The sequence below is a fragment of the Mycobacterium sp. 852002-51971_SCH5477799-a genome, from assembly GCF_001667145.1.
In the GTDB taxonomy this organism is placed as follows: Bacteria; Actinomycetota; Actinomycetes; order Mycobacteriales; family Mycobacteriaceae; genus Mycobacterium.
This window is the reverse complement of record NZ_LZIF01000117.1, coordinates 1-22,878: the sequence shown is the minus strand read 5'-3', so window position 1 is coordinate 22,878 and position 22,878 is coordinate 1. Positions and strand designations below refer to the sequence as shown.

Here is a 22,878-nt window from a genome sequence, read left to right as displayed (position 1 = left end):
GGACGTGGACACGGCCGACACGGCCACGCCCGATGCTGCGAGAACTACTGCTGAACCAAGAGAACGAACGAAGTGACATGCGATCATGGAGTCAAAAGTGCCCATGCAAGGCCCTCCCAAACTGTCAAGTTGCCAACCAGTAGGTGATGTTTTCCTGTATACCGGGGCTGCGGTAGATGGCGGCGGCGCCGCCATCGGACCGGCCCGGCTATCGCGCAGCAATGCGGCGAAAAAAACAATCGGAGTCATCGTTTGGTGTTGTCCATTCAGGGTAGCCGGAGACGGCGAGTACCAGATTGGCGCTCACTGTCAGGGAGGTGGCGACATGGCAACGGGTGAAACGGGTTTCGACGACGTGACCTTCGATCTTATTTCCCTTCAATACCACTCGCTGAAGGCGGGGCATGATTACGGTCAGTACGTGCGTGATGCAAAGAACGCGGGCCTGAATGATGTCGAATCCTTCTTCAACGAAGTAATGGCACAAGACTCCGAACGCGCCCGGCGATGTCACGAGTTTTTGGGCCAACTGCAGGGGACGGCTACGGCGGGACCCACGACAAGTTAAGGACTTCGGCGGGCCCGCACCGCCACGGTGCGCCCTGAGCTGGGACGACGGCGTCAACAATCGCCAAGGGCGTAACCCTTAGCGGGATGGCCGTTTACGCGGTTAATCGCCGGTTTACCAGGCCTAATAAATGTGTCATGAATTGCCGCACTTGTGTCAGCAAGGTCACATACCGGCAAAGCTCGGATGCGTCCGGCGTGGCACCCTATTAGAGTCGCGTATCTTAGTGAAAGCTTATGATTCGTTAAGTACGGAAACAGGTAGCACGGAGCAAGGCTGTGAACACGGACCGTTTCGACGCGATCATCGTAGGTGCAGGTTTCGGCGGCATCGGCGCCGCTATTCAGCTCAAGCGCCTCGGATTTGACAACTTCATCATCCTCGACCGCGAGGACGACCTGGGTGGCACCTGGCACGTCAACCACTATCCAGGCATCGCTGTCGACATCCCCTCGACCACGTACTCGTACTGGTTCGAGCCCAAACCTGACTGGTCGCGGCTCTTCGCGCCGGGCGCTGAGGTCAAGGCCTACGCGCACGAGGTGGCCACCAAGTACGACGTGCGCCGCCACATGCGGTTCAACACCACCGTCGAAGGCGCCCAATGGGATGAGGAGACCGCGGGGTGGCGGGTCGCGCTGGCCGGCGGCGAAAGCCTGTCGTGCCGCTTCCTGATCACCGCGACGGGGTTCCTATCCCAGCCGCGCATGCCCGACATTCCGGGAGTCGCGAGCTTCAACGGCAAGGTGGTGCACACCACCGCATGGGACCACGGCTACAACTACGGGGGGCGGCGCATCGCGGTCATCGGCACCGGGGCGTCCGCGGTGCAAGTCATTCCTGAGTTGGCCAAGGCGGCCGCGGACCTGACCGTCTACCAGCGCACCGCCACGCACGTGATCCCCAAGTTTGATTTCTCGATCTCCCCGGCAGTGCGGCGCCTGTTTGCGCGGGTGCCGGCGGCGCAACGGGCTCTGCGGTGGGTGACCGACGTCCTGCTCGAGATCATCATGATCGTCATGGCGCTGCATTTTCGGGAGTCCCGGGGGCGGGGGAACATTTCCTCCTCCGACCTGGCCAAGATCAACCGATTCCGGTGGATCCGGGACAAGGAGCTGCGCGCCAGATTAACGCCGGATTATGACCTTGGCTGCAAGCGGCCGACCTTTTCCAACACCTTCTACCGCGCTTTCACAAAGCCACACGTGCACCTGGAGACGAGCCCGATCGAGCGGATCGAGGCCGACGGCATCGTCACCGTCGATGGACGCAAGACCGTCATCGACACCCTGGTGCTCGCGACGGGATTCAATCTGTGGGAGGCCAACTTCCCGGCCATCGAGGTGGTCGGCCGAAAAGGCCGCAACCTCGGAAAGTGGTGGCGGGAGACCAGGTTCCAGGCCTACCAGGGCGTGTCCATGCCGTACTTCCCTAACTACCTGAGCCTGGCCAGCCCGTTCGCCTTCTCCGGACTGTCTTTCTTTCACACCATCGAATATCAGATGCGGCATATGGACCGGCTGCTCGGCGAGGTCAAGCGCAGGAACGCGTCCACCTTCGAGGTGACCGAGGAGGCCAACGACGAGTTCATGGCGCGGATGACCAAACTGTTGGATAGCTCGGTGTTCTACGCCGGCAACTGTGCCACGTCGCGGTCGTACTACTTCAGCCCCAGCGGTGAAGCGTCGCTGCTGCGTCCTACGACGACGCTCAACTCGGTGCGAGAAGCCCAGACCTTCCCGCTCAGCGACTACGTCATCGCCTAGGCAGCGCCGGATCCGATAGCGCATGCGCTATCGGATCCGCGAAGGCGATATAGCTTCGGGCAGAGGAGAATTGGGCCCGGGGTTAGCGAGGCGGGGTCCAGGCCACCGGCAGGGTTTTGATGCCGTGGATGAACTGCGACAGCAGCCGCGCGGGCTCGTCCGTCGCGACGATGTCGGGGATCTCTCGACGCAACTCGTCGAAGACGACCCGTATCTCACGGCGGGCCAGGTTGGCACCCAAGCAGAAATGGGCTCCGCCGCCGCCGAAACCGAAGTGTGGATTAGGGGTGCGCGCGACGTCGAAAACCCAGGGATCGTTGAATGTCGACTCGTCGCGATTTGCCGAGTTGTACCACAGCGTGGCCTTGTCGCCGGCCTTCATCTTGGTGCCGCCGAGCTTGAAGTCCCGGGTCAAGGTGCGACGCATGTAGATCACCGGGGAGGCCCACCGCACGATCTCCTCGACGGCGGTGGGAGTGAGGCGGTCGAAGTTAGACCACCACTTCTCTCGCTCGGCGGGGTAGCGGGACAGTGCCAGCACACCGTGGCTGATGGCGTTGCGCGTCGTCTCGTTGCCGGCGACCACCAGAAGAATGAAGAATGACGCAATCTCCGTTGAGGACAGCCGTTCCCCGTCGACCTCGGCCTCCACCAGGCTGGTGGTCAGGTCGTCGTGGTGGTTGGACCGCCGGTCTTCGGCCAGCGCGCTGGCATAGGCACCGATGTCCATCGACACCTGAAGGAACTCACCGAAATCCGTGGCCAGATCCGGGTCGCCGAACCCCAAAATCACGTTGGTCCAGTGGAATATGCGTTGATGGTCCTCCTCGGGGATGCCCATCATGTCGCAGATGACCTGCAACGGCAGCGGCCCGGCGAGCTCACTGACCAGCTCGGCCTCCCCATCGGGGTGATCGGCGACCAGCGACGCGACCAGCCGGCGCGCCCGCTCGCGGACCGAGGCCTCGATGCGCGCCACCACTTTCGGGGTGAACGCGCGGCTCACGATCGAGCGCAGCCGCTGGTGTCGCGGATCGTCCAGCACGATCATCGAGCCGAAGTATTCACTGATCTCCGGCGTGTTGTCGTTGATCGTGATGTTGGGGCTGGAGCTGAAGATTTCGGGGTGACGGCTCGCGAAGTGCACGTCGTCGTGTTTGGTCAGCGCCCAATGCCCGCCGCCCGGCTCGAACCCCTCGTACTCGATCGCGGGCCAGAATGAGATCGGCGCCTCGCGGCGCAGGGTGGCGAAAGCGCCGTCGCGGATGTCGTCGTCCAACTCCCAGAAGTCCAGCGAGTCGAGATGAATGTCGGCGAGCGAAATGTCGGGCGGCGGCGTCCCATTCGTCCGCGGCGCCAGAGCTTTCTTGGGACCCGTCTTGAGGCTCATCAAGACCTCCTTGGTGACGAAAATGGGGGCGCGCTGGGTCAGTGCGTGCAGGGGATTGCTGGGTCAGTGCGTGCAGACCGTCCTGGCGGGCGCGCCCGTGGTTGCCGTCGCTGCGCTCACCACGTTGCCGTCCAGCAGGATCTTGCAGGAGATGGGCGCCGGCCCCTGCGCACTGATGGTGAACACTTCCCCGCCATAGCCGGTGAACTCTGTTGACCAGGGCAGCGGCGCATTCACCTGATGCAGCTGCCCGTCGTCGGTTTGGTAGTAGATGAACTCGGCGACCGCGGGCCCGTTGACCTCATAGCGGACCTTCGGCATCTGGGGTAGGGCGTGGGCCACGCCGCAAGCGTTCGCGAATCCGAAACCGACTGCCAACAGGACCGAAGGTCCGGTGAGGTGCTTCATCATGAATTGCATCGTGTCACCACGAGCGACGGTAGGGAAGCTTAATGTGAAGTTCGCCAGGGGAGGCGGAAAGGTGGCCTAAACGCATGGCAGAACACGGCTCAAAACGAGTGGTGGTGTACGGAACCGGCTTCGTCGGCAAGATGGTGATCGCCGAGATCGTCAAGCATCCGTTGTTCGAGTTGGTCGGTGTCGGTGTCAGCAGCCCCGACAAGGTCGGCCGCGATGTGGGCGAGATATGCGGGCTGCCTGAGCCGGTCGGGATCACCGCCACCGACGACGTCGATGCGCTGATCGCCCTGAAACCCGACGCGCTGGTCCACTACGGCCCGACGGCTATGCACGCCAAGGAGAACATCTCGCTGATCACCCGATTTTTGCGGGCCGGCATCGACGTGTGCTCAACCGCGATGACACCGTGGGTCTGGCCCACCATGAATCTGAATCCGCCGAACTGGATCCAGCCGATCACCGAGGCCTGCGAGCTGGGGGAGTCGTCCTGCTTCACCACCGGCATCGATCCCGGGTTCGCCAACGACCTGTTTCCGATGACATTGATGGGCCTGTGTTCCGAGGTGCGCCGGGTCCGGGCGTCGGAGTTGCTGGACTACACCAACTACGAGGGCGACTACGAATTCGAGATGGGCATCGGCCGCGAGCCGGAATTCAAGCCGATGCTGGAAGACCGCGACATGCTGATCTTCGCGTGGGGCGCCACCGTCCCGATGATCGCGCACGCCGCCGGCATCATGCTCGACGAAATCACCACGACCTGGGACAAGTGGGTGACCCCAACGGAGCGCAACTCCGCCAGGGGCGTCATCAAGCCAGGGCACGTCGCCGCGGTCCGGTTCACCATCAACGGCGTCTACCGGGGTGAGACCCGCATCCAGCTCGAACACGTCAACCGGATCGGGCTGGACGCCGCCCCGGACTGGCCGACGGGCCACGACAACGACGTCTACCGCGTGGACATCGAGGGCACCCCCAGCATCTTCCAGGAGACCGCGTTCCGCTTCACCGACGGCTCGGGCCGAGACGCGGCGGCGGCCGGATGCCTGGCGACGGGACTGCGGGCGCTCAACGCCGTTCCCGCGGTCAACGACCTGCGGCCGGGCTGGGTCACCCCCCTCGATCTCCCGCTGATCGCCGGCGAAGGCAGCATCCGCTAACGGCGCACAGCGGGCGCATAGCTGCCGCTGACACGGGATACAGACTTCGGCGGCACAATAACGCCTAGCCGGATGCGAGTTGGTGCTGTGGATACGGGGATCGGGATATGGCCAATGGAGTCGGGACAGCGCTGGGCTTGTCGATCGGAACCACCAACCTGGCGGCCGTCACCGCCGACAACGCCATCACCCGCAAGCCCGTTCTGACGCTGTATCCAGATCGCCCCGCCGAGGTCGGCGTCCCCGCAGAAAACCCCAGGCTGCAGGGGCCCGGCGTGGTGATCACCGGCTTTGTCAACCGCGTCGGCGACCCGCGTGGCGTCGTGGCGGTTGACGGCTCGGTGCACCGCGGCGAGGTATTGATCGCCGACGCGTTGCGGTCGCTCGCGTGCGCCGCCACCGGGGGCCGGGCAGCGCCCGACGACGTCGCGGTGACCTATCCGGCCCACTGGGAGTCACACGCTGTGGATGCCCTCGGTGCCGCCCTGAGCGAGATCCCCGAATGGTCGCAACGGGCGCGTCCCATCCTGTTGGTCCCCGACGCCGCGGCGACGCTGCTCGCGGTGCGGACCAACCCGGGCATACCGCCGCGCGGCACCGTGGCGGTCTGCGATTTCGGCGGCAGCGGCACCAACATCACGTTGATGCACGCCGACGGGGACTACCGCGCGTTGGCTCCGACCGTTCGGGACCGCGATTTCTCCGGCGACCTGATCGACCAGGCGCTGCTGAGTGTCGCCATCGCCAACATGCCGACCACTGGTGCGTTCCCGACGGGCACCGCGGCGATCGGCTCGCTGAGCCGCCTGCGCAGCGCGTGCCGGATCGCCAAGGAACAGCTGTCCTCGAGCACGGTCGCCACGCTGACCGACGGGCTGACCGGTGCGCGCGGTGAAGTGCGGCTCACCCGGCACGAACTTGACGACGCGATCCGTCCTTCGCTGGGCGGCGTGCTCGCGGCGTTGCATGAAGTATTGGCGCGCAACGGAATTGGTGATCTCGTCGCGTTAGTCACGACGGGCGGCGGGGCGAACCTGCCGACCGTCACCACGGCGCTGTCTCGGCATTTTCGCGTTCCCGTGGCAACGACGCCGCGCCCGCAACTCACGGCCGCGGTCGGCGCGGCGTTGCGGGCCGCGCACGGTCCCGGCGATGCCGGCGCGACGCTTTCGGCGCCCGCCGCGCCCGCTCCCGTGACCGCTCGGGCGTCGGTGCGGCCGGATCCGCGCCCGGAAGCGACCGCGAGCGCCCAGGCGCCACCGGCCGAGCCGACAGAGGCACAGCTGGCGCGGGCGTGGTCGGCCACCGGGCACAACGCGCGGCACAGCGCCGCACCCGAAACGGCCAAACGCAAGCGGTTGCCTTCTCGTCGGCATCTGCTGCCGGCGGCAACAATCGTCATCACGGTCGCCGCAGTGCTGCTGGTGGGAACCGCCCTGGCGATCGGACTGACCTCGCCGAACCAATCGGCGACCACGACGCCGCAGGTCCAACGCACGACACCGGCGGCCCCGCCTTCGGCGCCCAACAGCGCAACCGCCCAGCCCGCCGCGCCGCCACCGGACGTTCCTGTGCCGTCGACCTCCGACACCACGCCGCCCGCCGAGACCGAGACACCGATGACCACCACGCCCCGGGCGACTCCGCAGGCGGCCCCGCCGGCGCCGCCCGAGCGTCCTGCGGCTCCGCGCAGGGTGGCGGCCCCACCGATTCCCCCCATTCCGGGCGTCAACGAACCCATTCCCGGGCTCGGCCGGGTCAACGAGATCATTCAGGGGATCGCGGGCAACCTGGGCATCAGCGGATTGGGGCCGATACCCGGGAGTTGAGCGCTAGTTGCAGATCCGGGCTCGACTCAGCTCTTCTCGCCCTTGTTCTCTTCCTGGGCGGCTTCCTTGAGCTTCTCGTTGAGGGCCTTGTCCTTTTCGATCTGCTCCTTCAGCGCCTCTTCGTCGCGCTGGCCATCGCCCTTGTCCTCGGCGTCGGAATCCTGCGCATTCGAGGCCTGAGCATCCGACTCCTGGGCCTTCGACTCCTGGGCCTTCGACTCCTGGGCCTTCGAGTCCTGGCCGTCCGAACCTTGAGCGTCCGAGCCCTCGGGCGTTTCGTGCTTGGGGTTGCCGTCTTCGTCCAGCCAGTCGTTGACCGCGGTGCCGGACACGCTTCCACCGGTGCCGGGCAGCACGATCGTGGGCTTGTCCTTATAGGCCTCCATCATTTTGGCGGCCTCTTTTTGGTCGTCTTCGTCCGGTTCGGGCTTCTCGGTCAGCCGCTGCTCATCGTCCCCTTGATTGGTTTGATCAGCTTGCGCGGCGCGATCCGACTGCCTACTGTCCTCGGTCGCCTTGTCGTCCTCAGTCCTTTTATCGTCCGACTGCGTACCGTCCTCGGTCGCCTTGTCATCCTCAGTCCCTTTATCGTCCTGCACGCTCATGCGTCTACCCCCTTGCGGTCGCAGGTTGACGATTGCTAGGGGTTACCCGCTGTGCCGTCGTGCCGAAACTCTCATCGTTGCGATGTGTTGCGCTTGACCAGCACGACCAACGCCTGCGGAATGCGCATCGGCTCGGGTGCGCTTGACAGGCGATCGGCGAGCCCGGCCTCCAGCTGTTCGGCGAATCTCGCCGCTCGCTCGTCGTGGGTTCCTCCGTCAAGCGCGGCCACCAGGGAGGGGAACAGCGCAAAGCGAGCGAAGGCCGCCCACTGCGCACCGAAAGCCTCTGCATCGTGATCCAGCTGATACCGAGCCCAGAATCGATCCTCGGCGTTGAACATCTTGAGGTGCTCGATCATCAGCCCTTCGAACCGGCCCTTCGGCGCGAACGGGGCACGAAAATCCTTCTCGGCACGGGGGAACGTCGGAATCGTCATGCGGCGCAGCTCATCTGAGCGCAGCAGGCCGTCGCGCGCCTGATCAGCCAGCACCTCGACGATGGCATCGAGCAGCGGGGCGAAGCCCGCCGTGTCGTCCTCATCGGCGGCCAGCGTCAACGCCACCAGCCGGCCCTCGGGAGCCAACTCGCGGCCGCGGAAGGCGACGAAGTTATGCCAGTCCAGTGCGGCCTGGTCGGCGAAGGCCGACCGCACGGCCTCGTCCCTGCTGTGCGAGACGTGCACGTGGTCGTGCACCTCGCAGGGAGTTCGGCTCAACCATTGGATTGCCCACGACGTCCAGCCCAGGTTGACCGTCTTTGACGGCACGATCTGGTCGTAGAACGACCGGCCGACCGCCGAGGTGAACGTCGCGGTGTCGGAGTGCAGGTAGCTTTCCGGGTCGTTGGCCACCGTCTCGAACAGCGCCGCGAAGTCGTTGCGCGGTATATCGGTGTGCGCCACCAGGATTGCGTGATCGTGGCGGGTGCGGCGACGCAACACCGCGATGGCCGTCGACAGTGGCTTCAGCGAATTGTGGCCATTGGCGGCGCCATAGTCGGCGATGACGATCGGCTGCGGGGCTTTGGGCAGCGTCACCTCTTCGGCGGCTCGCTCGAAGGCCGCGATCGCCTGGGCCAAACCGGCGGCGCGCAGTCGCGTCGCCTCGGTGTAAACAGGCTCGGGTCGCACCACAATGCTCGATTCGGGCATTTGGGCATCGGGCGGCATAGATCGACGATAATCGTTGAGCTGATTATCAGTTCGCCGTCGGGTAGCTCACGCCGGTAAGCTGCACCGAAAGTTCCCACAGCCGCCGGCAGTCGTCCTCGTTGCGCGCGCGCTGGGGCACCTTCGCCAAAGCCACCCCGCCGCCGGCGGCCTCGAAGGGGCCGCGCGGACCATAGAATGCGCCACCTTCGGCGTGCGGCGCGGCGGCCGCGTACAGCGCCGGCAGAATCCCGTCGTCGATCTCCTGCCACAGGAACGGCGTGAAACGCCAGGACGCCTTGTACAACCGCTCCATCAGCGCGGGCTTCTCGCGGCCGTGCGAAGGCCCGGCGATCTGCAGGTTGGTCTTGGTCAGGCCGGGGTGTGCGGCATTGGACACGATGCCCCAGCCGGCCGCGCGGCTGCGCCGGTCCAACTCGAGGGCAAACATCAACACCGCCAGCTTCGACTGGCCGTACGCCGCCATCGCCGCGTAGGACTTCTCGAATTGCGGGTCATCGAAGTGGATCCTGCCGCTCTGCCGCGCCGCCAGGCTGCTCAGCGAAACCACCCGCGCATCCTTGGCGGCTCGCAGCAGCGGCAGCAGATGGGCGGTCAGCGCGAAGTGTCCGAGATGGTTACTGCCGAACTGCAATTCGAAGCCGTCCGCGGTGGTGTCGCGCTCCGGCGGCGTCATGACCCCGGCGTTGTTGATCAGAATGTCGATCGGGCGGCCGTCGGCGTTGAGTTGCTCGCCGAGCGCGGCGACGGAGGCCAACGACGACAGGTCGAGCGGTTTGATGGTCAGCTTGGCCCCGGGAGCCGTGGCGCGGATTTCGTCGATCGCGGCCTCGCCCTTGGCGTGGTTACGGATGGCCATGACGACATCGGCGCCCGCGGCCGCGAGCCGCCGAGCCAGACCGAACCCCAGGCCGCTGTTCGCCCCCGTGATTACCGCCAGCTTTCCAGACAGATCGGGCACGGTGGCGACAAGGTTGGTAGCCATGCGTATCACTCCTTACCGGTACGGCCGGGTTCCAGTGTGCGCCTTCGGTCACCTAGTGTCCGCGGGCCACCCATTCCTCGTAGTGCACGATCTCGTCGGCGATCGTGGTGCTGTCGCCATGGCCGGTATGTACGACGGTCTCACCGGGCAGCTTGCCGAGCCGACCGGAAATCGACTCCAGAATCGTCGAGAAGTCGGAGTACGAACGCCCGGTCGCGCCGGGGCCACCGGCGAACAAGGTGTCGCCGCTGAATACGACGCCCAGGTCGTGCACGTACCAACACACCGATCCAGGGGAGTGGCCCGGAGTGTGCAATGCTTTCAGCTCGGTGCCGGCGATCTTCAACGTCTCGCCGTCGGCTATCGTGCGGAACTCTTTGTCCGGGTGGGTCATTCGCCACAACACCTCGTCGGCGGGGTGCAGCAGCACAGGTGCGTCCAGCGTCTTACCGAGCTCGGGCGCCACAGTGACGTGGTCGTTGTGGCCGTGCGTGCACACCACCGCCACCACGTGGCGACCTCCCACCGCCTCCACGATCGGCGCCGCATCGTGGGCGGCGTCGAAGACCACGACATTCGAGTTGTCGCCGATCAGCCAGATGTTGTTGTCGACTTCCCAACTGCCGCCGTCGAGTTCAAAGGTGCCATGCGTGACCACCCGATCGATGTCGACCATCAGAGCGTTACCACCGAACGCAATACCTTGCCGCCATGCATCTTCTCGAACGCCTCCTCGATGCCGTCTAGCCCGATTCGCTCGGAGACAAACTTCTCGAGGGGAAGCCGGCCCTGCAGATACAGGTCGATCAAGGTGGGGAAGTCGCGTTCGGGCAGGCAATCGCCGTACCACGACGACTTCAACGAGCCGCCGCGGCTGAAGAAATCCACCAGCGGCATGTCCAGGCGCATGTCGGGCGTCGGAACACCCACCAGCACAACGGTTCCGGCGAGGTCGCGGGCGTAGAAGGCCTGCTTCCAGGTCTCGGGCCGGCCCACCGCGTCGATCACCACGTTCGCCCCGAACCCGTCGGTGAGGTCCTGAATCGCCTCGACCGCGTCGAGTTCGCGGGCGTTGACGGCGTGCGTGGCGCCGAACTCGCGGGCCCAGTCCAGTTTCGTGTTGTCGGTGTCGACGGCGATGATGCGCCGCGCGCCCACCAGCGCCGCACCGGCGATGGCGGCGTCGCCCACGCCGCCACAACCGATTACCGCGACGGTGTCATCGCGGGTGACCGCCCCGGTGTTGATCGCCGCACCGAGTCCGGCCATCACCCCGCACCCCAGCAGGCCCGCAACCGCCGGGTCGGCCTCGGGATTGACCTTGGTGCACTGGCCGGCGGCCACCAGCGTCTTGTCGGCGAAGGCCCCGATGCCCAGGGCGGGAGTGAGCTCGGTGCCATCGGTGAGCGTCATCTTCTGCGTGGCATTGAAGGTGTCGAAGCACAGGTGCGGTCTGCCGCGCTTGCATGCCCGGCACTGCCCGCACACCGCGCGCCAGTTCAAGACGACGAAGTCGCCCGGCGCGACGGCGGTGACGTCCGGACCGACGGCCTCGATGCGTCCGGCGGCCTCGTGGCCGAGCAGGAACGGATACTGGTCGTTGATGCCGCCCTCGCGGTAGGTCAGGTCGGTGTGGCACACCCCGCAGGCGATGACGTCGACCAGAGCCTCCCCGGGCCCCGGGTCCGGGACGACGATGTCCACCAGCTCGACCGGCTCGCCTTTCTTGCGTGAAATCACGCCGCGCACTGTCTGACTCATGGGCTCCAACCTACTGACCGCCGCCATACATCACTCGGCGGGTTGTCCACCCATTGACCGTTGCAAGCCGACGCGACTATTACCGGGTGTAGCGTCCCTGGGCGTGACGGCTTTGGAAACCACCGAAGAATTCACGCAACGGATGGCCGCCGCCATCGACGGCGCCAGCCTGACGCTGTTGCTGAGCATCGGGCATCAGACCGGTCTGTTGGACACGATGGCCGGGCTGGAACCCTCCACCAGCGAGCAGATCGCCTCGGCCGCCGGAGTGAACGAGCGCTACGTCCGAGAATGGCTGGCCGGCATGACCACCGGGCGCGTGGTCGAGTACGACGCCGACACCGCCAGTTACTCGTTGCCCGCGGAGCGCGCCAAGGTGCTGACTCGCGAAGCCGGACCGGACAACCTGGCCCTGGTGACCCTGCTGTTTCCGGTGCTCGCCGAGGTCGAGCAAAAAATCATCGGGTGCTTCCACGCCGGCGGCGGATTGCCGTACAGCGAGTTTCCCCGCTTCCACGCGTTGATGGCCGAGCAGAGCGGCGTGGTGTATGACACCGCGTTGGTCGACGTGGTGCTGCCGTTAGTCGACGGCCTCGTGGAGCGTCTGCGGTCCGGAGCCGAGGTCGCGGATTTCGGCTGCGGCAGCGGACACGCCATCAGCGTGATGGCACAAGCGTTTCCGGCCAGCCGCTTCACCGGCATCGACTTTTCCGAGCAGGCCATCGCCACCGGAATCCGGGAAGCTAAGGAGCGGGGCCTGTCGAATGCGGCCTTCGAAAGCCACAATCTGGCTGATTTGGACAAGGCGGACGCCTACGACGTCATCACCGTCTTCGACGCCATCCACGATCAGGCGCAGCCGGCGCGGGTCCTGGAAAACATCTACCGGGCGCTGCGGCCTGGCGGTGTGCTGCTGATGGCCGACATCAAGGCGTCGAGCCGGCTCGAGGAGAACGTCGGCGTCCCGATGAGCACCTACCTGTATACGACGTCGCTGATGCACTGCATGACGGTGTCGCTGGCGCTGGACGGCGCCGGGCTGGGCACCGCCTGGGGGACGCAGCTGGCCGTCTCGATGCTAGGCGATGCGGGGTTTGGCGACGTGAGCGTCGCCGAGATCGAATCGGACCCGATCAACAACTACTACATCGCCAGGAAGTGATGGCGGCCCTCGACGCCCTGGACGATTGGCCGGTCGGGGCTGCCGCCGCCGCGGTGGTTGGGCCTGGGGGCGTGCTGGCCAGCCACGGCGACACCGATCGGGTGTTCGAGCTGGCGTCGGTGACCAAGCCGCTGGCCGCCCGGGCCGTGCAGGTCGCCATCGAGGAAGGGGCGGTCGACCTCGACACGGCCGCCGGCCCGCCCGGCGCGACCATCCGCCACCTGCTGGCCCACACCTCCGGTCTGTCGATGCACTCCGACCGGCTGCTGGCCGCGCCCGGTGCCCGCCGGATCTACTCCAACCAGGGCTTCACCGTGCTGGGCCAGACCGTGGAGCAACAGACCGGCATCGAGTTCGGGCACTACCTGACCGAGGCGGTATGCGAACCGCTGGGAATGACGGCGACCCACCTGGACGGCGGTGCGGTTGCCGCCGGATTCGGGGCGAGGTCGACGGTGGCGGACCTGGCGGCGTTCGCCGGGGACCTGTTGCGCCCGGTGACGGTCTCGGGGCCCCTGCACGCCGAGGCGACGACCGTGCAGTTTCCCGGTCTGGACGGCGTTCTGCCCGGGTATGGGGTGCAGCGCCCAAACGATTGGGGGCTGGGTTTCGAGCTGCGGGATAAGAAATCGCCACACTGGACGGGCGCGCAGAATTCGGCGGAAACGTACGGCCATTTTGGCCAAGCAGGCGGTTTCATCTGGGCAGATCCCGAAAAAGACCTGGCGCTGGTGGTCCTCACAAATCGGGATTTCGGGGAGTGGGCGCTGCGGCCGTGGCCGGCCGTTTCGGACGCCGTGATCGCCGATTACAGCTAATGGGAAATGCACACTAGCGCAACACGGGTATCACAAGGCACAATAGACACGCGAGACACACAAAAAATCGAAGATTTCAGCACGCTGCCCTGTTTGTCGGGTCCGCAGGTCGTTGGGGAAGACGTCCCTCGTGGAACCGAAGGAGCAGGAAATGCGAGCGTCAAACCAATTCGCCGACGTGACGACCGGCGTGGTGTACGTGCACGCGTCACCCGCGGCGGTTTGCCCGCATGTCGAGTGGGCGTTGTCGTCGTCCCTGGGTGCCAAGGCGAATCTGACCTGGACGCCCCAGCCGGCGATGCCCGGACAGCTGCGCGCGGTCACCAACTGGGTCGGCCCCGTGGGCACCGGTGCCAAACTGGCCAACGCACTGCGGTCCTGGTCCGTGCTGCGATTCGAGGTCACCGAGGACCCCAGCCCCGGAGTCGACGGCCACCGGTTCAGCCACACCCCACAGCTCGGCCTGTGGAGCGGCGCAATGAGCGCCAACGGCGACGTCATGGTCGGGGAGATGCGGCTGCGGTCGATGATGGCCCAGGGCGCAGACACCCTGGCCGCGGAACTCGACTCGGTGCTGGGCACCGCCTGGGACGAGGCACTCGAGCCCTACCGCGACGGCGGCGACGTCGGCGAGGTGACCTGGCTCAGCCGGGGTGTCGGTTAGTCGATCGGCAGCCCGCCCGTGCGAGTGCCGCCTCTGTGGAAGCAATAGGTGACTCTCAAAACAGCTAGCGCATCCGCTAGCGTTTTCGAACGCGCGTTAGTGGTTCCTGGAGACCGGGACTTACCGTTTGGCCGGCCGCAGAATCCGCAGCGCGCCTGGCACCGCCGAGATGTCGGCCGGCAGCGCGCAGGCGAAGTCGCCGTCGGCGTAGACATTGATACCGGGGCACTCGACGTGGATTGACCCGGCCCTCGCCGTGCTCACCTCATCGAGGTTGACGTGGGTGCCCTTCATCACGGTGGGGAAAAGTCGGACCAGCTTGGTGCGGGATGCCTCATGCACCATGGTGATGTCGAGCAGGCCGTCGGTGTAGTCGGCGCCGGGACAGATCTGCATCCCGCCGCCATAGCTGCGGGTGTTGCCGAAGGCTGCCAGCGTGATGTCCGCATCGACCTCTTTGGTGCCGTCGAGCACCATGCGAAAAGGCAGGAGCCGCAGCTGTGACAGCTCGGCGAGCATCGCGACGTAATAGCGCAGCCGGCCGTGCGGCCAGGTCATCCGGTTGGCGCGGTCGGTGACCAGCGAGTCGAAGCCGGTGGCCGCCACGGTGCCGAACCATTTCTCGACCCCGTTGCCATCCCGAATCAGGCCCAGGTCAATGGATTCCGTGCAGCCGTCGACGACGATGTCCGCGGCGGCCTCGACGTCCTTGGTGGGAATGCCGAATTCGCGGGCGTGGTCGTTGCCGGTGCCGGCCGGAATCACGCCCAGCGGAATGTCGGTGCCGGCCATCACCTGTAGGGCGTTGGAGACGACGCCGTCGCCCCCGGTCACCATGACCGCGTCAGCGCCCTTCTCCAGGGCCGCGCCGACCAGGTGTCGCGCGTCTTGCGCGTCATCGCCGATGATTTCGACGACCTCCACCCCCCGGCGGTGCAGCCGCGCGATCGCGAGCTGGGCGGCGCGGACCGCGGCGCCGTGGCCGGACACCGGGTTGGTCAGCGCGATCACCTTGCCGATTTCTCGGCGGCCCGGCACGGCCGTCACGGAATCAGCTTGCCGGGATTGAGAATTCCGGCCGGATCCAACGTGTCCTTGACCGCCCGTAGCACCTGCACTCCCAGCTCGCCTATCTCGTCGCCCATCCACGGCCGGTGGTCGGCACCGACCGCATGGTGGTGGGTGATGGTCCCGCCGGTGGCCATGATGGCATCCGAGGCGGCCTTTTTGGCCGCTTTCCATTGGTCGACCGGGTTGCCCCGTTGCCCGGCGACGACGGTGAAATACAACGAGGCGCCGGTGGGGTAGACGTGGGAGATGTGACACATCACCAAGGCGGGCGTGCCTGACGCGGCGAGCGCTTCGGTAAGTGCTTGCGTGACAGCGGCTTTCAGCGCGGAAACTTTCGACCAGTCGGTGGCGGTCTCCAGCGTTTCGCACAGCGCGCCCGCCGCGAGCAGCGAATCGCGCAGGTACGGTGCGCCGAATCGGCCGCGCTCCCAGGCCTGCGCCGGACCGTCACCCAGCGAGGTTCCGCCCTGGGCCGCCAGCAGTGCGCTGGTTTCGGCGTGGCGGCTGTCGACGTGCTCCTTTGTGCCCTCGAACACGGTGATGGCCAAGCATCCGCCGGTGAGCTGGGATTCACCGATCGACTCGGTGGTGGCCAGATTGACTCCGGTCTCGGCCTCGTCGGAGAGCCGAAGCACGGTGGGGCCGGTGGCATTTTGGGTGACGGCGCGCAAAGCTGCGGTCCCCGTGTCGAAATCGGGGAACGACCATCCCTCGTAGCGGACGGCTTCCGGCGCGCGGTGCACGCGCAGGCGCACCTGGGTGATGACGCCCAGGGTGCCCTCCGAGCCGATCAACAGCTGGCGCAGGTCGGGGCCCGCGGCCGATTCCGGCGCCCGGCCCAGATCCATGGTGCCCACCGGAGTGACCACGCGCAGCCCGCGCACCATGTCGCTGAATCGGCCGTAGCCCGCCGAATCCTGGCCGGAGGAGCGTGTCGCGGCGAAGCCGCCGATGGTGGCGTACTCAAAGCTCTGCGGGAAATGGCCGAGCGAAAAACCTTGTGCGCCAAGCAGGTTTTCGGCGTCCGGGCCGGTGACCCCGGCTCCGAAAACGGCCTGGCCGGACACGTCGTCCAGCGAGATCAGTTGGTCGAATCGGCGCAGATCGAGCGAGACGACGGCGGAGAACTCCCCGCGGTCGGGATTGAGTCCGCCGACCACGCTGGTGCCCCCGCCGAATGGCACGACGGCGATGCGATGTTGCGTGCAGTAGCGCAGTATCGCGGCAACGGTGTCGTCATCGCCGGGTAGCAAGACGGCGTCGGGCGCATCCTGCATGCCGCTCTCCGCGCGGTTGAGCAGGTCGATGGTGGATTTGCCGCCGGCATGCAGCAACCGATCGGGGTCCGCGGTGCGGCAGTAGTCTGCGCCGACTATGGCGGCCAAGGCCTCCCGATCGGCCTGGGACAACGCCGACGGGCGCAATTGCACCTGGTCGGATCGCAGTGCGGCAGTGCCGGACCCCTCGACCCCCACGGCCTGCTGCAGCAATGACCGGATCCCCTCCGACAGCGGCTTGGCCGCGGCGGGATCTCCCCATGCGTTCCACTTCATCGACGGCAACAGCCCCTGAGGATCGGTCATGCGTTACAGTATTACACATGATGTCAATCCGTAACACAGAGCCGGACACCGGTGAGCGGATCCTCGCGGCCGCGGGCAGTTGCGTGGTGGACTTCGGCGTGGACCGGGTGACTCTGGCCGAGATAGCCCGACGCGCGGGTGTCAGCAGGCCGACGGTGTACCGGCGGTGGCCGGACACGCAGTCGATCGTGGCGGCGCTTTTGACCCAGCACATCACCGAAGCGATGCGCGACGCGCCGTTACTCGGGGAGGATCGCGAATCGCTTGTCCGACAGATAGTTACGGTGTCCAACCTGCTGAGGGCAGACCGATTGGTGATGTCGGTCTTGCACTCGGATCTCGCGTCGACGTACATCACCGAACGTCTGGGGACGAGCCAGCGCATGCTGATCGACGCGCTTGCCGCCCGGCTGCGGGTGGCTCAGCGGCACGGCAGCGTCCGGCTCGGCGACCCGGTCCAGATGGCGACCATGGTGCTGCTGATCGCGCAATCGACCATCCAGTCGGCCCGGATCGTCGAGGCGGTGCTCGACGCCGATGCGCTGGTCACCGAACTTGCCTACTCGCTGAACGGATATCTGTCGTGATACCTGATCCGACCGCCCTGAACGCGGCGCGCCGCGCGGCCGATCTGACCACACTCGCCGACGGCGCGCCGTTGGACGTGGTGGTGATCGGCGGTGGCATCACCGGTGCGGGGATCGCGCTGGATGCCGCGGCGCGCGGGCTGCGGGTGGCACTGGTGGAGAAACACGATCTGGCGTTCGGCACCAGCCGGTGGAGTTCCAAGCTTGTCCACGGCGGGCTGCGCTACCTGGCGACCGGCAATGTCGGCATTGCCCGCCGCAGCGCCATCGAGCGCGGAATCTTGATGACGCGCAATGCCCCTCACCTGGTTCACGCGATGCCCCAATTGGTGCCGCTGCTCCCGTCGATGAGTTCGGGCAAGCGGGCGCTGGTGCGCGGCGGCTTCTTGGCCGGTGACGCGCTGCGGTTCCTTGCCGGGACCCCGGCGTCGACGCTGCCCCGCTCTCGCCGGATCTCGGCGCAGCACGTCGTGGAGATGGCGCCCACCGTGCGAAGCGACGGCCTGGACGGCGGCTTCCTGGCTTACGACGGTCAACTGATCGACGACGCCCGGCTGGTCACCGCGGTCGCCCGCACCGCGGCGCAGCATGGCGCCCGAATCCTGACCCATGTGTCGGCATCGCGGGCCACCGGCACGTCGGTGCGACTGACCGACATGCGCGGAGGGGAATCGTTCGACGTGTCGGCGGGCGCGGTGATCAACGCCGCCGGGGTGTGGGCGGCCGAGATCGACGGCTCGCTGCGGTTGCGACCCAGCCGCGGCACGCACGTGGTGTTCGACGCCCAAGCTTTCGGCAATCCGACTGCGGCGCTGACCATTCCGATCCCCGGCGAGCTCAACCGCTTCGTCTTCGCCATGCCCGAACAGCTGGGCCGCGTTTATCTGGGTCTGACCGACGAGGCGGCTCCCGGCCCCATTCCCGACGTGCCCGAACCCTCGGTCGAGGAGATCACGTTCCTGCTCGACACGGTGAACACCGGCTTGGGGACCGGCCTCACCGCCACCGACGTGATCGGCGCCTACGCCGGGTTGCGGCCCTTAATCGACACCGGCGAAGGCCGCACTGCCGACGTCTCCCGCGAACACGCCGTCGTGGAGTCGGCGTCCGGAGTGATCAGCGTGATCGGCGGCAAGCTGACCGAATACCGCTATATGGCACAGGATGTGCTGGACCGCGCGATTCGGGTGCGGCGGCTGCAGGCCGCGAAATGCCGGACCCGCAATCTGCCGTTGATCGGAGCGCCGGCCAATCCCGGGGTGGTCGCGGCGCTGGACGTCGCGCCGCCGGGGTCACTGGTGCAGCGCTACGGGGCCGAGGCGCCCAAGGTGATCGCGTCGGCCACCTGCGAACGCCCCGGCGAACCCGTCATCGACGGAATCGATGTCAGCAGAGCGGAATTCGAATACGCGATAACTCACGAGGGCGCGCTGGATGTCTCCGACATCGTCGATCGGCGCACCCGGATCGGGTTGGTGGCGCGCGATCGGGAGCGCGTCGTGCCAGTGGCAACCGAGTTCTTGGCGCGCGTCGGCTGACCGCCGCCCGCGCCCCGAGCACTTGACCTAGTCCGACGACTTCTCGGAGTCCTTGGATTCTTTGGAGTCCTCGTTGTCGTTGTCGTGCTCGTCGTCGTCGTTGGAGTCGTCCTCGTCGTCGTCCTTGGAGTCCTTCGAGTCCTTGGAGTCGTCATTGGAGTCGTCGCTGTCCTCGTCGTCCTTGGAGTCCTTGGAGTCCCCGGATTCGTCGCTGCCCTTCGAGCCCTTGGTCGTATCGGAATCCGCGGCCTCTTCGAGCTTGGTTGCAAACTTCGTCAACAGGCCGGCGAGGTCACGGGCCTCTTCGGACGAGAGCGAATCATCGAATAAGCGCTCGTCGCCATCGGAGATGCGCTCGAGGCGAACCGCATTGTCCTGGATGCCGACGTCCCACCGGCCACCCTCTTCACGACCCATCCGATGCCCCTTTCGCTTAGGACGTCACCAACTGCAGACGCGTTGAGCGTTGTTTACCCACTCCTGCGGATGCCGCAACGGCCTTTAGCTGGAATTTCTGGAAGCTGCCGCGCCGACTGTCGGCCATTCGGCATATTGATAGTTAATAGCTAATGGTAGTCTCTCTCAAAATACTGATTCCGGAGGTGAATGCGATGAGGACGCGTGTCCCGGTTTTGATCGTCGGAGCCGGCGTTGGCGGCCTCGCGACGTCGGCGCTGCTGGCCCAGCACGGGGTGCGCTCGCTCCTTATCGAGAAGCGACGGGAATTCTTCCTCTACCCGAAGGCCCGCAACCTGAGTTTCCGCAGCTCGGAAATCTTGCGCGGCTTGGGGCTTGGCGAGGAGGTGCGAGAAGTCGCCGAGCACGTCTCGACGCTGGTGGTCAGGCCCACGCTCAACAGCGCCGCACAAGAAACGGCGCTCGACATCGGCGCAATTTTCGCCGGCCTGGACGACGTCAGCCCCGAGCCGGCGGCGCAGTATTGTCCGCAGAGCCGGCTCGAACCGATTCTGCGTGACGCGACACGGCGGGGCGGCAGCGAAGTGCGCTATGGCACGGAGCTGTCCTCGATCGAGATGGACGACACCGGAATCACCGCGGTGGTGCGCGACGCGGGGTCGGGGGAGTCGGAGACCATCCGCGCCGACTATCTGGTGGGCGCCGACGGCGTGCACAGCCTCATCCGCGAATGGCTGGGCATCACCACATCCGGGTATGGCGCCCTGCCGATTTACGTCGTGTTCGTCTATTTCCGGGCGCCATGGCGGCAGTTCATCCCCGAGTTGCACGACGGCGACGGCGTGCAGGTCAAAAACGACGACGTGGATGGCATATTCCTGGTCGCCGAGGGCGATCTCGGCATGTTCATCACCACCTATTTTCCCGGCGCAGGCGAGACGGCCGAACAGTTCACCCCGCAGCGCTGCCGCGAGGTGCTCACCAAGGCGATCGGCGAGCGGATCGACATCGACATCATCGAGGTCGCGGCGTGGCAACCATACGAACGGGTTGCCGATCAATTCGATTGCGGGCGAGCATTTCTCGTCGGCGATTCGGCGCACACCATGCCGCCGTTCAAAGCCGGAGGAGCCAACACCGCCATCCAGAGCGCGCACAACCTGGCCTGGAAACTCGCCGCCGTTCTGCACGGCACCGCCGCACCGGCGCTGTTGGCGACCTACCAGGCCGAGCGTCACCCGGTGGGTCGATTCGCCGCGCGTCAGTCGCTCACCGGGCCGTCGATGGCGCTGCTGCGGGCGGGTGGCGATACGCCGCCCTTGCCGGCCGACGAGGAGTGCTCGCTATTCGACCTGCTCATCGGATACCGGTACCGTTCGGCCGCGGTGGTGACACGTGACGCGGACGGCGGCGGCCTGGTGGACGAATTGCGCGCCCAACCCGGCACTCGGCTGCCGCACATCTGGGTACGCGAGGGCGTCTCGACGCTCGATCTGCTGGGGCCCCGATTCACCGTGCTGTCCGGGGACGACCGATGGTGTGCCGCAGCGACTTCGGCGTCGCTGGCCGCGCACCGTTTCTACAGCGACGAGTGGGCGGCGGTCACCGGCCTGCCCCCGCAGGGCGCGCTGTTGATCCGGCCGGACGACTTCGTGGCGTGGCGCGCCGATGAACTGCCCGCCGAGCCCGAAGGCGAACTGCGACGCGCGCTTTCGGCGATCCTGGGCCGCGGCGCGGGATGACTATAAACCTGATGCGATAGCGCCCGCGCTATCGCATCAGAGGATCACCTTGTGGTGCCGGAGAGTGTCGCCAGCGGCTACAGCGGGATGTTCTTGTGGCGGCCGCGGCGCGCCGGCGCCTGGGCCAGCGCCTCGGTGAGCTTGCTGCGGGTGTGCGACGGGTCGATCTTCTCGTCGACGACGCCGATCTCGATGGCGCTGTCCACGCCCCCGGCGATCCGCTCGTGCTCGGCGGCCAGCTCGTCGTGCAGCGCTTCGCGCTCGTGGTCCGCCGCGGCGGCCAGTTTCTTCTTGTGCAGAATGCCGACGGCGGCCTTGGCGCCCATCACGGCGACCTCGGCGTCCGGCCACGCGTACACCTTGGTCGCGTTCAGCGACCGGGAGTTCATCGCGATGTAGGCCCCGCCGTAGGTCTTTCGGGTGACCAGCGTGACACGCGGAACCGTGCACTCGCCGAACGCGTGCAGCAGCTTGGCGCCGCGGCGCACCACGCCGCCCCACTCCTGGTCGACACCGGGCAGGTAGCCCGGCACGTCGACGACCACGACCAGCGGAATGCCGAAGGCGTCGCACAGTCGCACGAAACGTGCTGCCTTCTCGGCGCTTTCGGAGTTCAGGCAACCGCCCAGCCGCAGCGGGTTGTTGGCCAGCACGCCGACCGTGCGGCCGGACAGGCGGCCCAGGCCGATCACCATCGACGGCGCCCAGTTGGCCTGGAATTCGTCGAACGGCGTTTCGTCATCGAGGATCGCGGCGACGATCGGGCGCACGTCGTAGGCCCGCCGCGACGACTCGGGCAGCAGCGCATGAATGTCGGTGTCACCGGCCTCGGCCTTGTCCCGGTCGAAATGCCCTTGCTGGCAGAACAATCCGACCAGCCGACGACCACGCTCGTAGGCGTCGAGTTCGTCGTCGGCGACGATGTGGCACACCCCGGACTTCTTGTGGTGGGTCTCCGGACCGCCGAGCGAGCACATGTCCACGTCCTCGCCGGTGACGCTGCGCACCACGTCGGGCCCGGTGACGAACACCCGGCTTTCCGGGGCCATCACGATGACGTCGGTCAGGGCCGGCCCGTAGGCGGCGCCGCCGGCCGCGAAGCCGACGACCACCGAGATCTGCGGGATGTAGCCGGACGCCCGGATCATCGCCTCGAAGACCAGGCCGACCGCGTGGAGTGCCTTGACACCCTCGGCCAGTCGGGCACCGCCGGAGTGCCAGATGCCCACGATCGGGCTCTGTTCCTCGATGGCGGTGTCGTAGGCGTTGACGATATGCGTGCACCCCTCGATGCCCATCGCGCCGCCCATGACGGTGCCGTCGGTGCAGAACGCGATGGTGCGCACGCCGTTCACGGTCCCCGCGGCGGCAAGCACGCCGGAACGATCGCGCTCGTGCAGCAGCTCGACGGAGTCATCGTCGAAGAAATTGCTCAAGCGCAACAGCGGGTCGCGAGGGTCGAGCGACTCGCCAACCGTCTCGGGGGCCGTGATTGTCATCGCAGGTCTCCTGATATTGGGTGTTGCTCGGGTTTAGTAGCGCCCGAAGGCGATGGACACGTTGTGGCCGCCGAACCCGAACGAGTTGTTGATCGCGTACTCGTAGTTGCCCGGCCGTGGTTTGCCGGCCACGACGTCGAGGTC

General features: G+C 66.4%; 22 protein-coding genes. 10 read left to right on the top strand and 12 right to left on the bottom strand.

Annotated elements, in window-relative coordinates; genetic code table 11:
* Nucleotides 1-325: 325 nt before the first annotated feature.
* Complete coding sequence (locus A5753_RS20750; RefSeq protein WP_067132664.1) at nt 326-568, top strand: acyl carrier protein; 243 nt, start codon at nt 326-328, stop codon at nt 566-568.
* A gap of 278 nt (nt 569-846) precedes the next feature.
* Nucleotides 847-2,334, top strand: coding sequence for an NAD(P)/FAD-dependent oxidoreductase (locus tag A5753_RS20745; protein WP_067132661.1), 1,488 nt, complete (start codon nt 847-849; stop codon nt 2,332-2,334).
* 82 nt (nt 2,335-2,416) lie between these two features.
* On the opposite strand, the gene A5753_RS20740 is transcribed toward A5753_RS20745, so the two are convergent.
* A complete protein-coding gene (locus A5753_RS20740) occupies nt 2,417-3,724 on the bottom strand; it encodes a cytochrome P450 (protein WP_067132658.1) in 1,308 nt (435 codons plus the stop codon).
* Nucleotides 3,725-3,787: 63 nt separating this feature from the next.
* Complete coding sequence (locus A5753_RS20735; RefSeq protein WP_197694758.1) at nt 3,788-4,135, bottom strand: MmpS family transport accessory protein; 348 nt, start codon at nt 4,133-4,135, stop codon at nt 3,788-3,790.
* An 83-nt stretch (nt 4,136-4,218) separates the two neighbouring features.
* Here A5753_RS20735 and A5753_RS20730 point away from each other — a divergent pair, with 83 nt between their 5' ends.
* Both A5753_RS20730 and A5753_RS20725 read left to right on the top strand, forming a co-directional pair.
* The gene (locus A5753_RS20730; RefSeq protein WP_067132652.1) at nt 4,219-5,304 is read left to right on the top strand and encodes a dihydrodipicolinate reductase; all 1,086 of its coding nucleotides are present in this window, start codon (nt 4,219-4,221) and stop codon (nt 5,302-5,304) included.
* A 107-nt stretch (nt 5,305-5,411) separates the two neighbouring features.
* Complete coding sequence (locus A5753_RS20725; RefSeq protein ID WP_067132647.1) at nt 5,412-7,133, top strand: Hsp70 family protein; 1,722 nt, start codon at nt 5,412-5,414, stop codon at nt 7,131-7,133.
* 26 nt (nt 7,134-7,159) lie between these two features.
* On the opposite strand, the gene A5753_RS25255 is transcribed toward A5753_RS20725, so the two are convergent.
* The 5 genes from A5753_RS25255 to A5753_RS20700 form a co-directional block, all read right to left on the bottom strand.
* Nucleotides 7,160-7,519, bottom strand: a complete 360-nt coding sequence (locus tag A5753_RS25255) for a hypothetical protein (protein ID WP_369829345.1) — start codon at nt 7,517-7,519, stop codon at nt 7,160-7,162.
* A gap of 290 nt (nt 7,520-7,809) precedes the next feature.
* The gene (locus A5753_RS20715; RefSeq protein ID WP_067132644.1) at nt 7,810-8,907 is read right to left on the bottom strand and encodes an SAM-dependent methyltransferase; all 1,098 of its coding nucleotides are present in this window, start codon (nt 8,905-8,907) and stop codon (nt 7,810-7,812) included.
* A gap of 28 nt (nt 8,908-8,935) precedes the next feature.
* Complete coding sequence (locus A5753_RS20710) at nt 8,936-9,892, bottom strand: SDR family oxidoreductase (RefSeq protein ID WP_067132641.1); 957 nt, start codon at nt 9,890-9,892, stop codon at nt 8,936-8,938.
* A 52-nt stretch (nt 9,893-9,944) separates the two neighbouring features.
* Nucleotides 9,945-10,568, bottom strand: coding sequence for an MBL fold metallo-hydrolase (locus A5753_RS20705; protein ID WP_067132638.1), 624 nt, complete (start codon nt 10,566-10,568; stop codon nt 9,945-9,947).
* Nucleotides 10,568-11,653 carry an S-(hydroxymethyl)mycothiol dehydrogenase gene (locus tag A5753_RS20700; protein WP_067132635.1) on the bottom strand — a complete coding sequence of 362 codons (1,086 nt, stop codon included), beginning with the start codon at nt 11,651-11,653 and terminating at the stop codon, nt 10,568-10,570. The genes A5753_RS20705 and A5753_RS20700 overlap by 1 nt, the downstream gene beginning before the upstream one ends.
* Before the next feature lie 142 nt (nt 11,654-11,795).
* On the opposite strand from A5753_RS20700, the gene A5753_RS20695 reads away from it, so the two are divergent.
* The 3 genes from A5753_RS20695 to A5753_RS20685 all read left to right on the top strand — a co-directional run bounded on the left by A5753_RS20695 (nt 11,796) and on the right by A5753_RS20685 (nt 14,297).
* Complete coding sequence (locus A5753_RS20695; RefSeq protein ID WP_156656183.1) at nt 11,796-12,815, top strand: class I SAM-dependent methyltransferase; 1,020 nt, start codon at nt 11,796-11,798, stop codon at nt 12,813-12,815.
* Nucleotides 12,815-13,633 (top strand): serine hydrolase, encoded by an 819-nt coding sequence (locus A5753_RS20690; RefSeq protein WP_067132628.1) that lies wholly within the window; start codon nt 12,815-12,817, stop codon nt 13,631-13,633. The genes A5753_RS20695 and A5753_RS20690 overlap by 1 nt, the downstream gene beginning before the upstream one ends.
* 151 nt (nt 13,634-13,784) lie before the next feature.
* Nucleotides 13,785-14,297: a DUF3145 domain-containing protein gene (locus tag A5753_RS20685; protein WP_067132670.1), complete on the top strand. Its 513-nt coding sequence runs from the start codon at nt 13,785-13,787 to the stop codon at nt 14,295-14,297.
* Nucleotides 14,298-14,417: 120 nt separating this feature from the next.
* Here the strand turns inward: A5753_RS20685 and A5753_RS20680 are convergent, their stop codons facing one another.
* Nucleotides 14,418-15,344, bottom strand: a complete 927-nt coding sequence (locus tag A5753_RS20680) for a diacylglycerol kinase (protein ID WP_067132625.1) — start codon at nt 15,342-15,344, stop codon at nt 14,418-14,420.
* Entirely contained in the window at nt 15,341-16,921 is a 1,581-nt protein-coding gene (locus A5753_RS20675; protein WP_369829344.1) for an FAD-binding oxidoreductase, read from the bottom strand. Before A5753_RS20675 ends, A5753_RS20680 begins: the two co-directional genes overlap by 4 nt.
* Before the next feature lie 47 nt (nt 16,922-16,968).
* On the opposite strand from A5753_RS20675, the gene A5753_RS20670 reads away from it, so the two are divergent.
* Both A5753_RS20670 and A5753_RS20665 read left to right on the top strand, forming a co-directional pair.
* Complete coding sequence (locus A5753_RS20670) at nt 16,969-17,538, top strand: TetR/AcrR family transcriptional regulator (RefSeq protein WP_067132615.1); 570 nt, start codon at nt 16,969-16,971, stop codon at nt 17,536-17,538.
* A complete protein-coding gene (locus A5753_RS20665; protein ID WP_067132613.1) occupies nt 17,535-19,076 on the top strand; it encodes a glycerol-3-phosphate dehydrogenase/oxidase in 1,542 nt (513 codons plus the stop codon). The genes A5753_RS20670 and A5753_RS20665 overlap by 4 nt, the downstream gene beginning before the upstream one ends.
* Nucleotides 19,077-19,103: 27 nt before the next feature.
* On the opposite strand, the gene A5753_RS20660 is transcribed toward A5753_RS20665, so the two are convergent.
* Nucleotides 19,104-19,493, bottom strand: a complete 390-nt coding sequence (locus A5753_RS20660; protein WP_067132611.1) for a hypothetical protein — start codon at nt 19,491-19,493, stop codon at nt 19,104-19,106.
* A gap of 194 nt (nt 19,494-19,687) precedes the next feature.
* Here A5753_RS20660 and A5753_RS20655 point away from each other — a divergent pair, with 194 nt between their 5' ends.
* Nucleotides 19,688-21,235, top strand: coding sequence for an FAD-dependent monooxygenase (locus tag A5753_RS20655; RefSeq protein ID WP_067132667.1), 1,548 nt, complete (start codon nt 19,688-19,690; stop codon nt 21,233-21,235).
* A gap of 77 nt (nt 21,236-21,312) precedes the next feature.
* On the opposite strand, the gene A5753_RS20650 is transcribed toward A5753_RS20655, so the two are convergent.
* Together A5753_RS20650 and A5753_RS24975 are read right to left on the bottom strand one after the other, a co-directional pair.
* A complete protein-coding gene (locus tag A5753_RS20650; RefSeq protein ID WP_067132609.1) occupies nt 21,313-22,734 on the bottom strand; it encodes an acyl-CoA carboxylase subunit beta in 1,422 nt (473 codons plus the stop codon).
* Nucleotides 22,735-22,767: 33 nt separating this feature from the next.
* Nucleotides 22,768-22,878, bottom strand: a 111-nt coding sequence (locus A5753_RS24975) for a hypothetical protein (RefSeq protein ID WP_231990127.1), incomplete at its 5' end; no start/stop codon positions are given.

Coding starts and splice junctions, on each gene's coding strand:
- A5753_RS20750 (WP_067132664.1), top strand. CDS start 326: ATGGCAACGGGTGAAACGGGTTTCGACGACGTGACCTTCGATCTTATT.
- A5753_RS20740 (WP_067132658.1), bottom strand. CDS start 3,724: ATGAGCCTCAAGACGGGTCCCAAGAAAGCTCTGGCGCCGCGGACGAAT.
- A5753_RS20735 (WP_197694758.1), bottom strand. CDS start 4,135: ATGATGAAGCACCTCACCGGACCTTCGGTCCTGTTGGCAGTCGGTTTC.
- A5753_RS20730 (WP_067132652.1), top strand. CDS start 4,219: ATGGCAGAACACGGCTCAAAACGAGTGGTGGTGTACGGAACCGGCTTC.
- A5753_RS20725 (WP_067132647.1), top strand. CDS start 5,412: ATGGCCAATGGAGTCGGGACAGCGCTGGGCTTGTCGATCGGAACCACC.
- A5753_RS25255 (WP_369829345.1), bottom strand. CDS start 7,519: ATGGAGGCCTATAAGGACAAGCCCACGATCGTGCTGCCCGGCACCGGT.
- A5753_RS20715 (WP_067132644.1), bottom strand. CDS start 8,907: ATGCCGCCCGATGCCCAAATGCCCGAATCGAGCATTGTGGTGCGACCC.
- A5753_RS20710 (WP_067132641.1), bottom strand. CDS start 9,892: ATGGCTACCAACCTTGTCGCCACCGTGCCCGATCTGTCTGGAAAGCTG.
- A5753_RS20705 (WP_067132638.1), bottom strand. CDS start 10,568: ATGGTCGACATCGATCGGGTGGTCACGCATGGCACCTTTGAACTCGAC.
- A5753_RS20700 (WP_067132635.1), bottom strand. CDS start 11,653: ATGAGTCAGACAGTGCGCGGCGTGATTTCACGCAAGAAAGGCGAGCCG.
- A5753_RS20695 (WP_156656183.1), top strand. CDS start 11,796: ATGGCCGCCGCCATCGACGGCGCCAGCCTGACGCTGTTGCTGAGCATC.
- A5753_RS20690 (WP_067132628.1), top strand. CDS start 12,815: ATGGCGGCCCTCGACGCCCTGGACGATTGGCCGGTCGGGGCTGCCGCC.
- A5753_RS20685 (WP_067132670.1), top strand. CDS start 13,785: ATGCGAGCGTCAAACCAATTCGCCGACGTGACGACCGGCGTGGTGTAC.
- A5753_RS20675 (WP_369829344.1), bottom strand. CDS start 16,921: ATGAAGTGGAACGCATGGGGAGATCCCGCCGCGGCCAAGCCGCTGTCG.
- A5753_RS20670 (WP_067132615.1), top strand. CDS start 16,969: ATGATGTCAATCCGTAACACAGAGCCGGACACCGGTGAGCGGATCCTC.
- A5753_RS20660 (WP_067132611.1), bottom strand. CDS start 19,493: ATGGGTCGTGAAGAGGGTGGCCGGTGGGACGTCGGCATCCAGGACAAT.
- A5753_RS20655 (WP_067132667.1), top strand. CDS start 19,688: ATGAGGACGCGTGTCCCGGTTTTGATCGTCGGAGCCGGCGTTGGCGGC.
- A5753_RS20650 (WP_067132609.1), bottom strand. CDS start 22,734: ATGACAATCACGGCCCCCGAGACGGTTGGCGAGTCGCTCGACCCTCGC.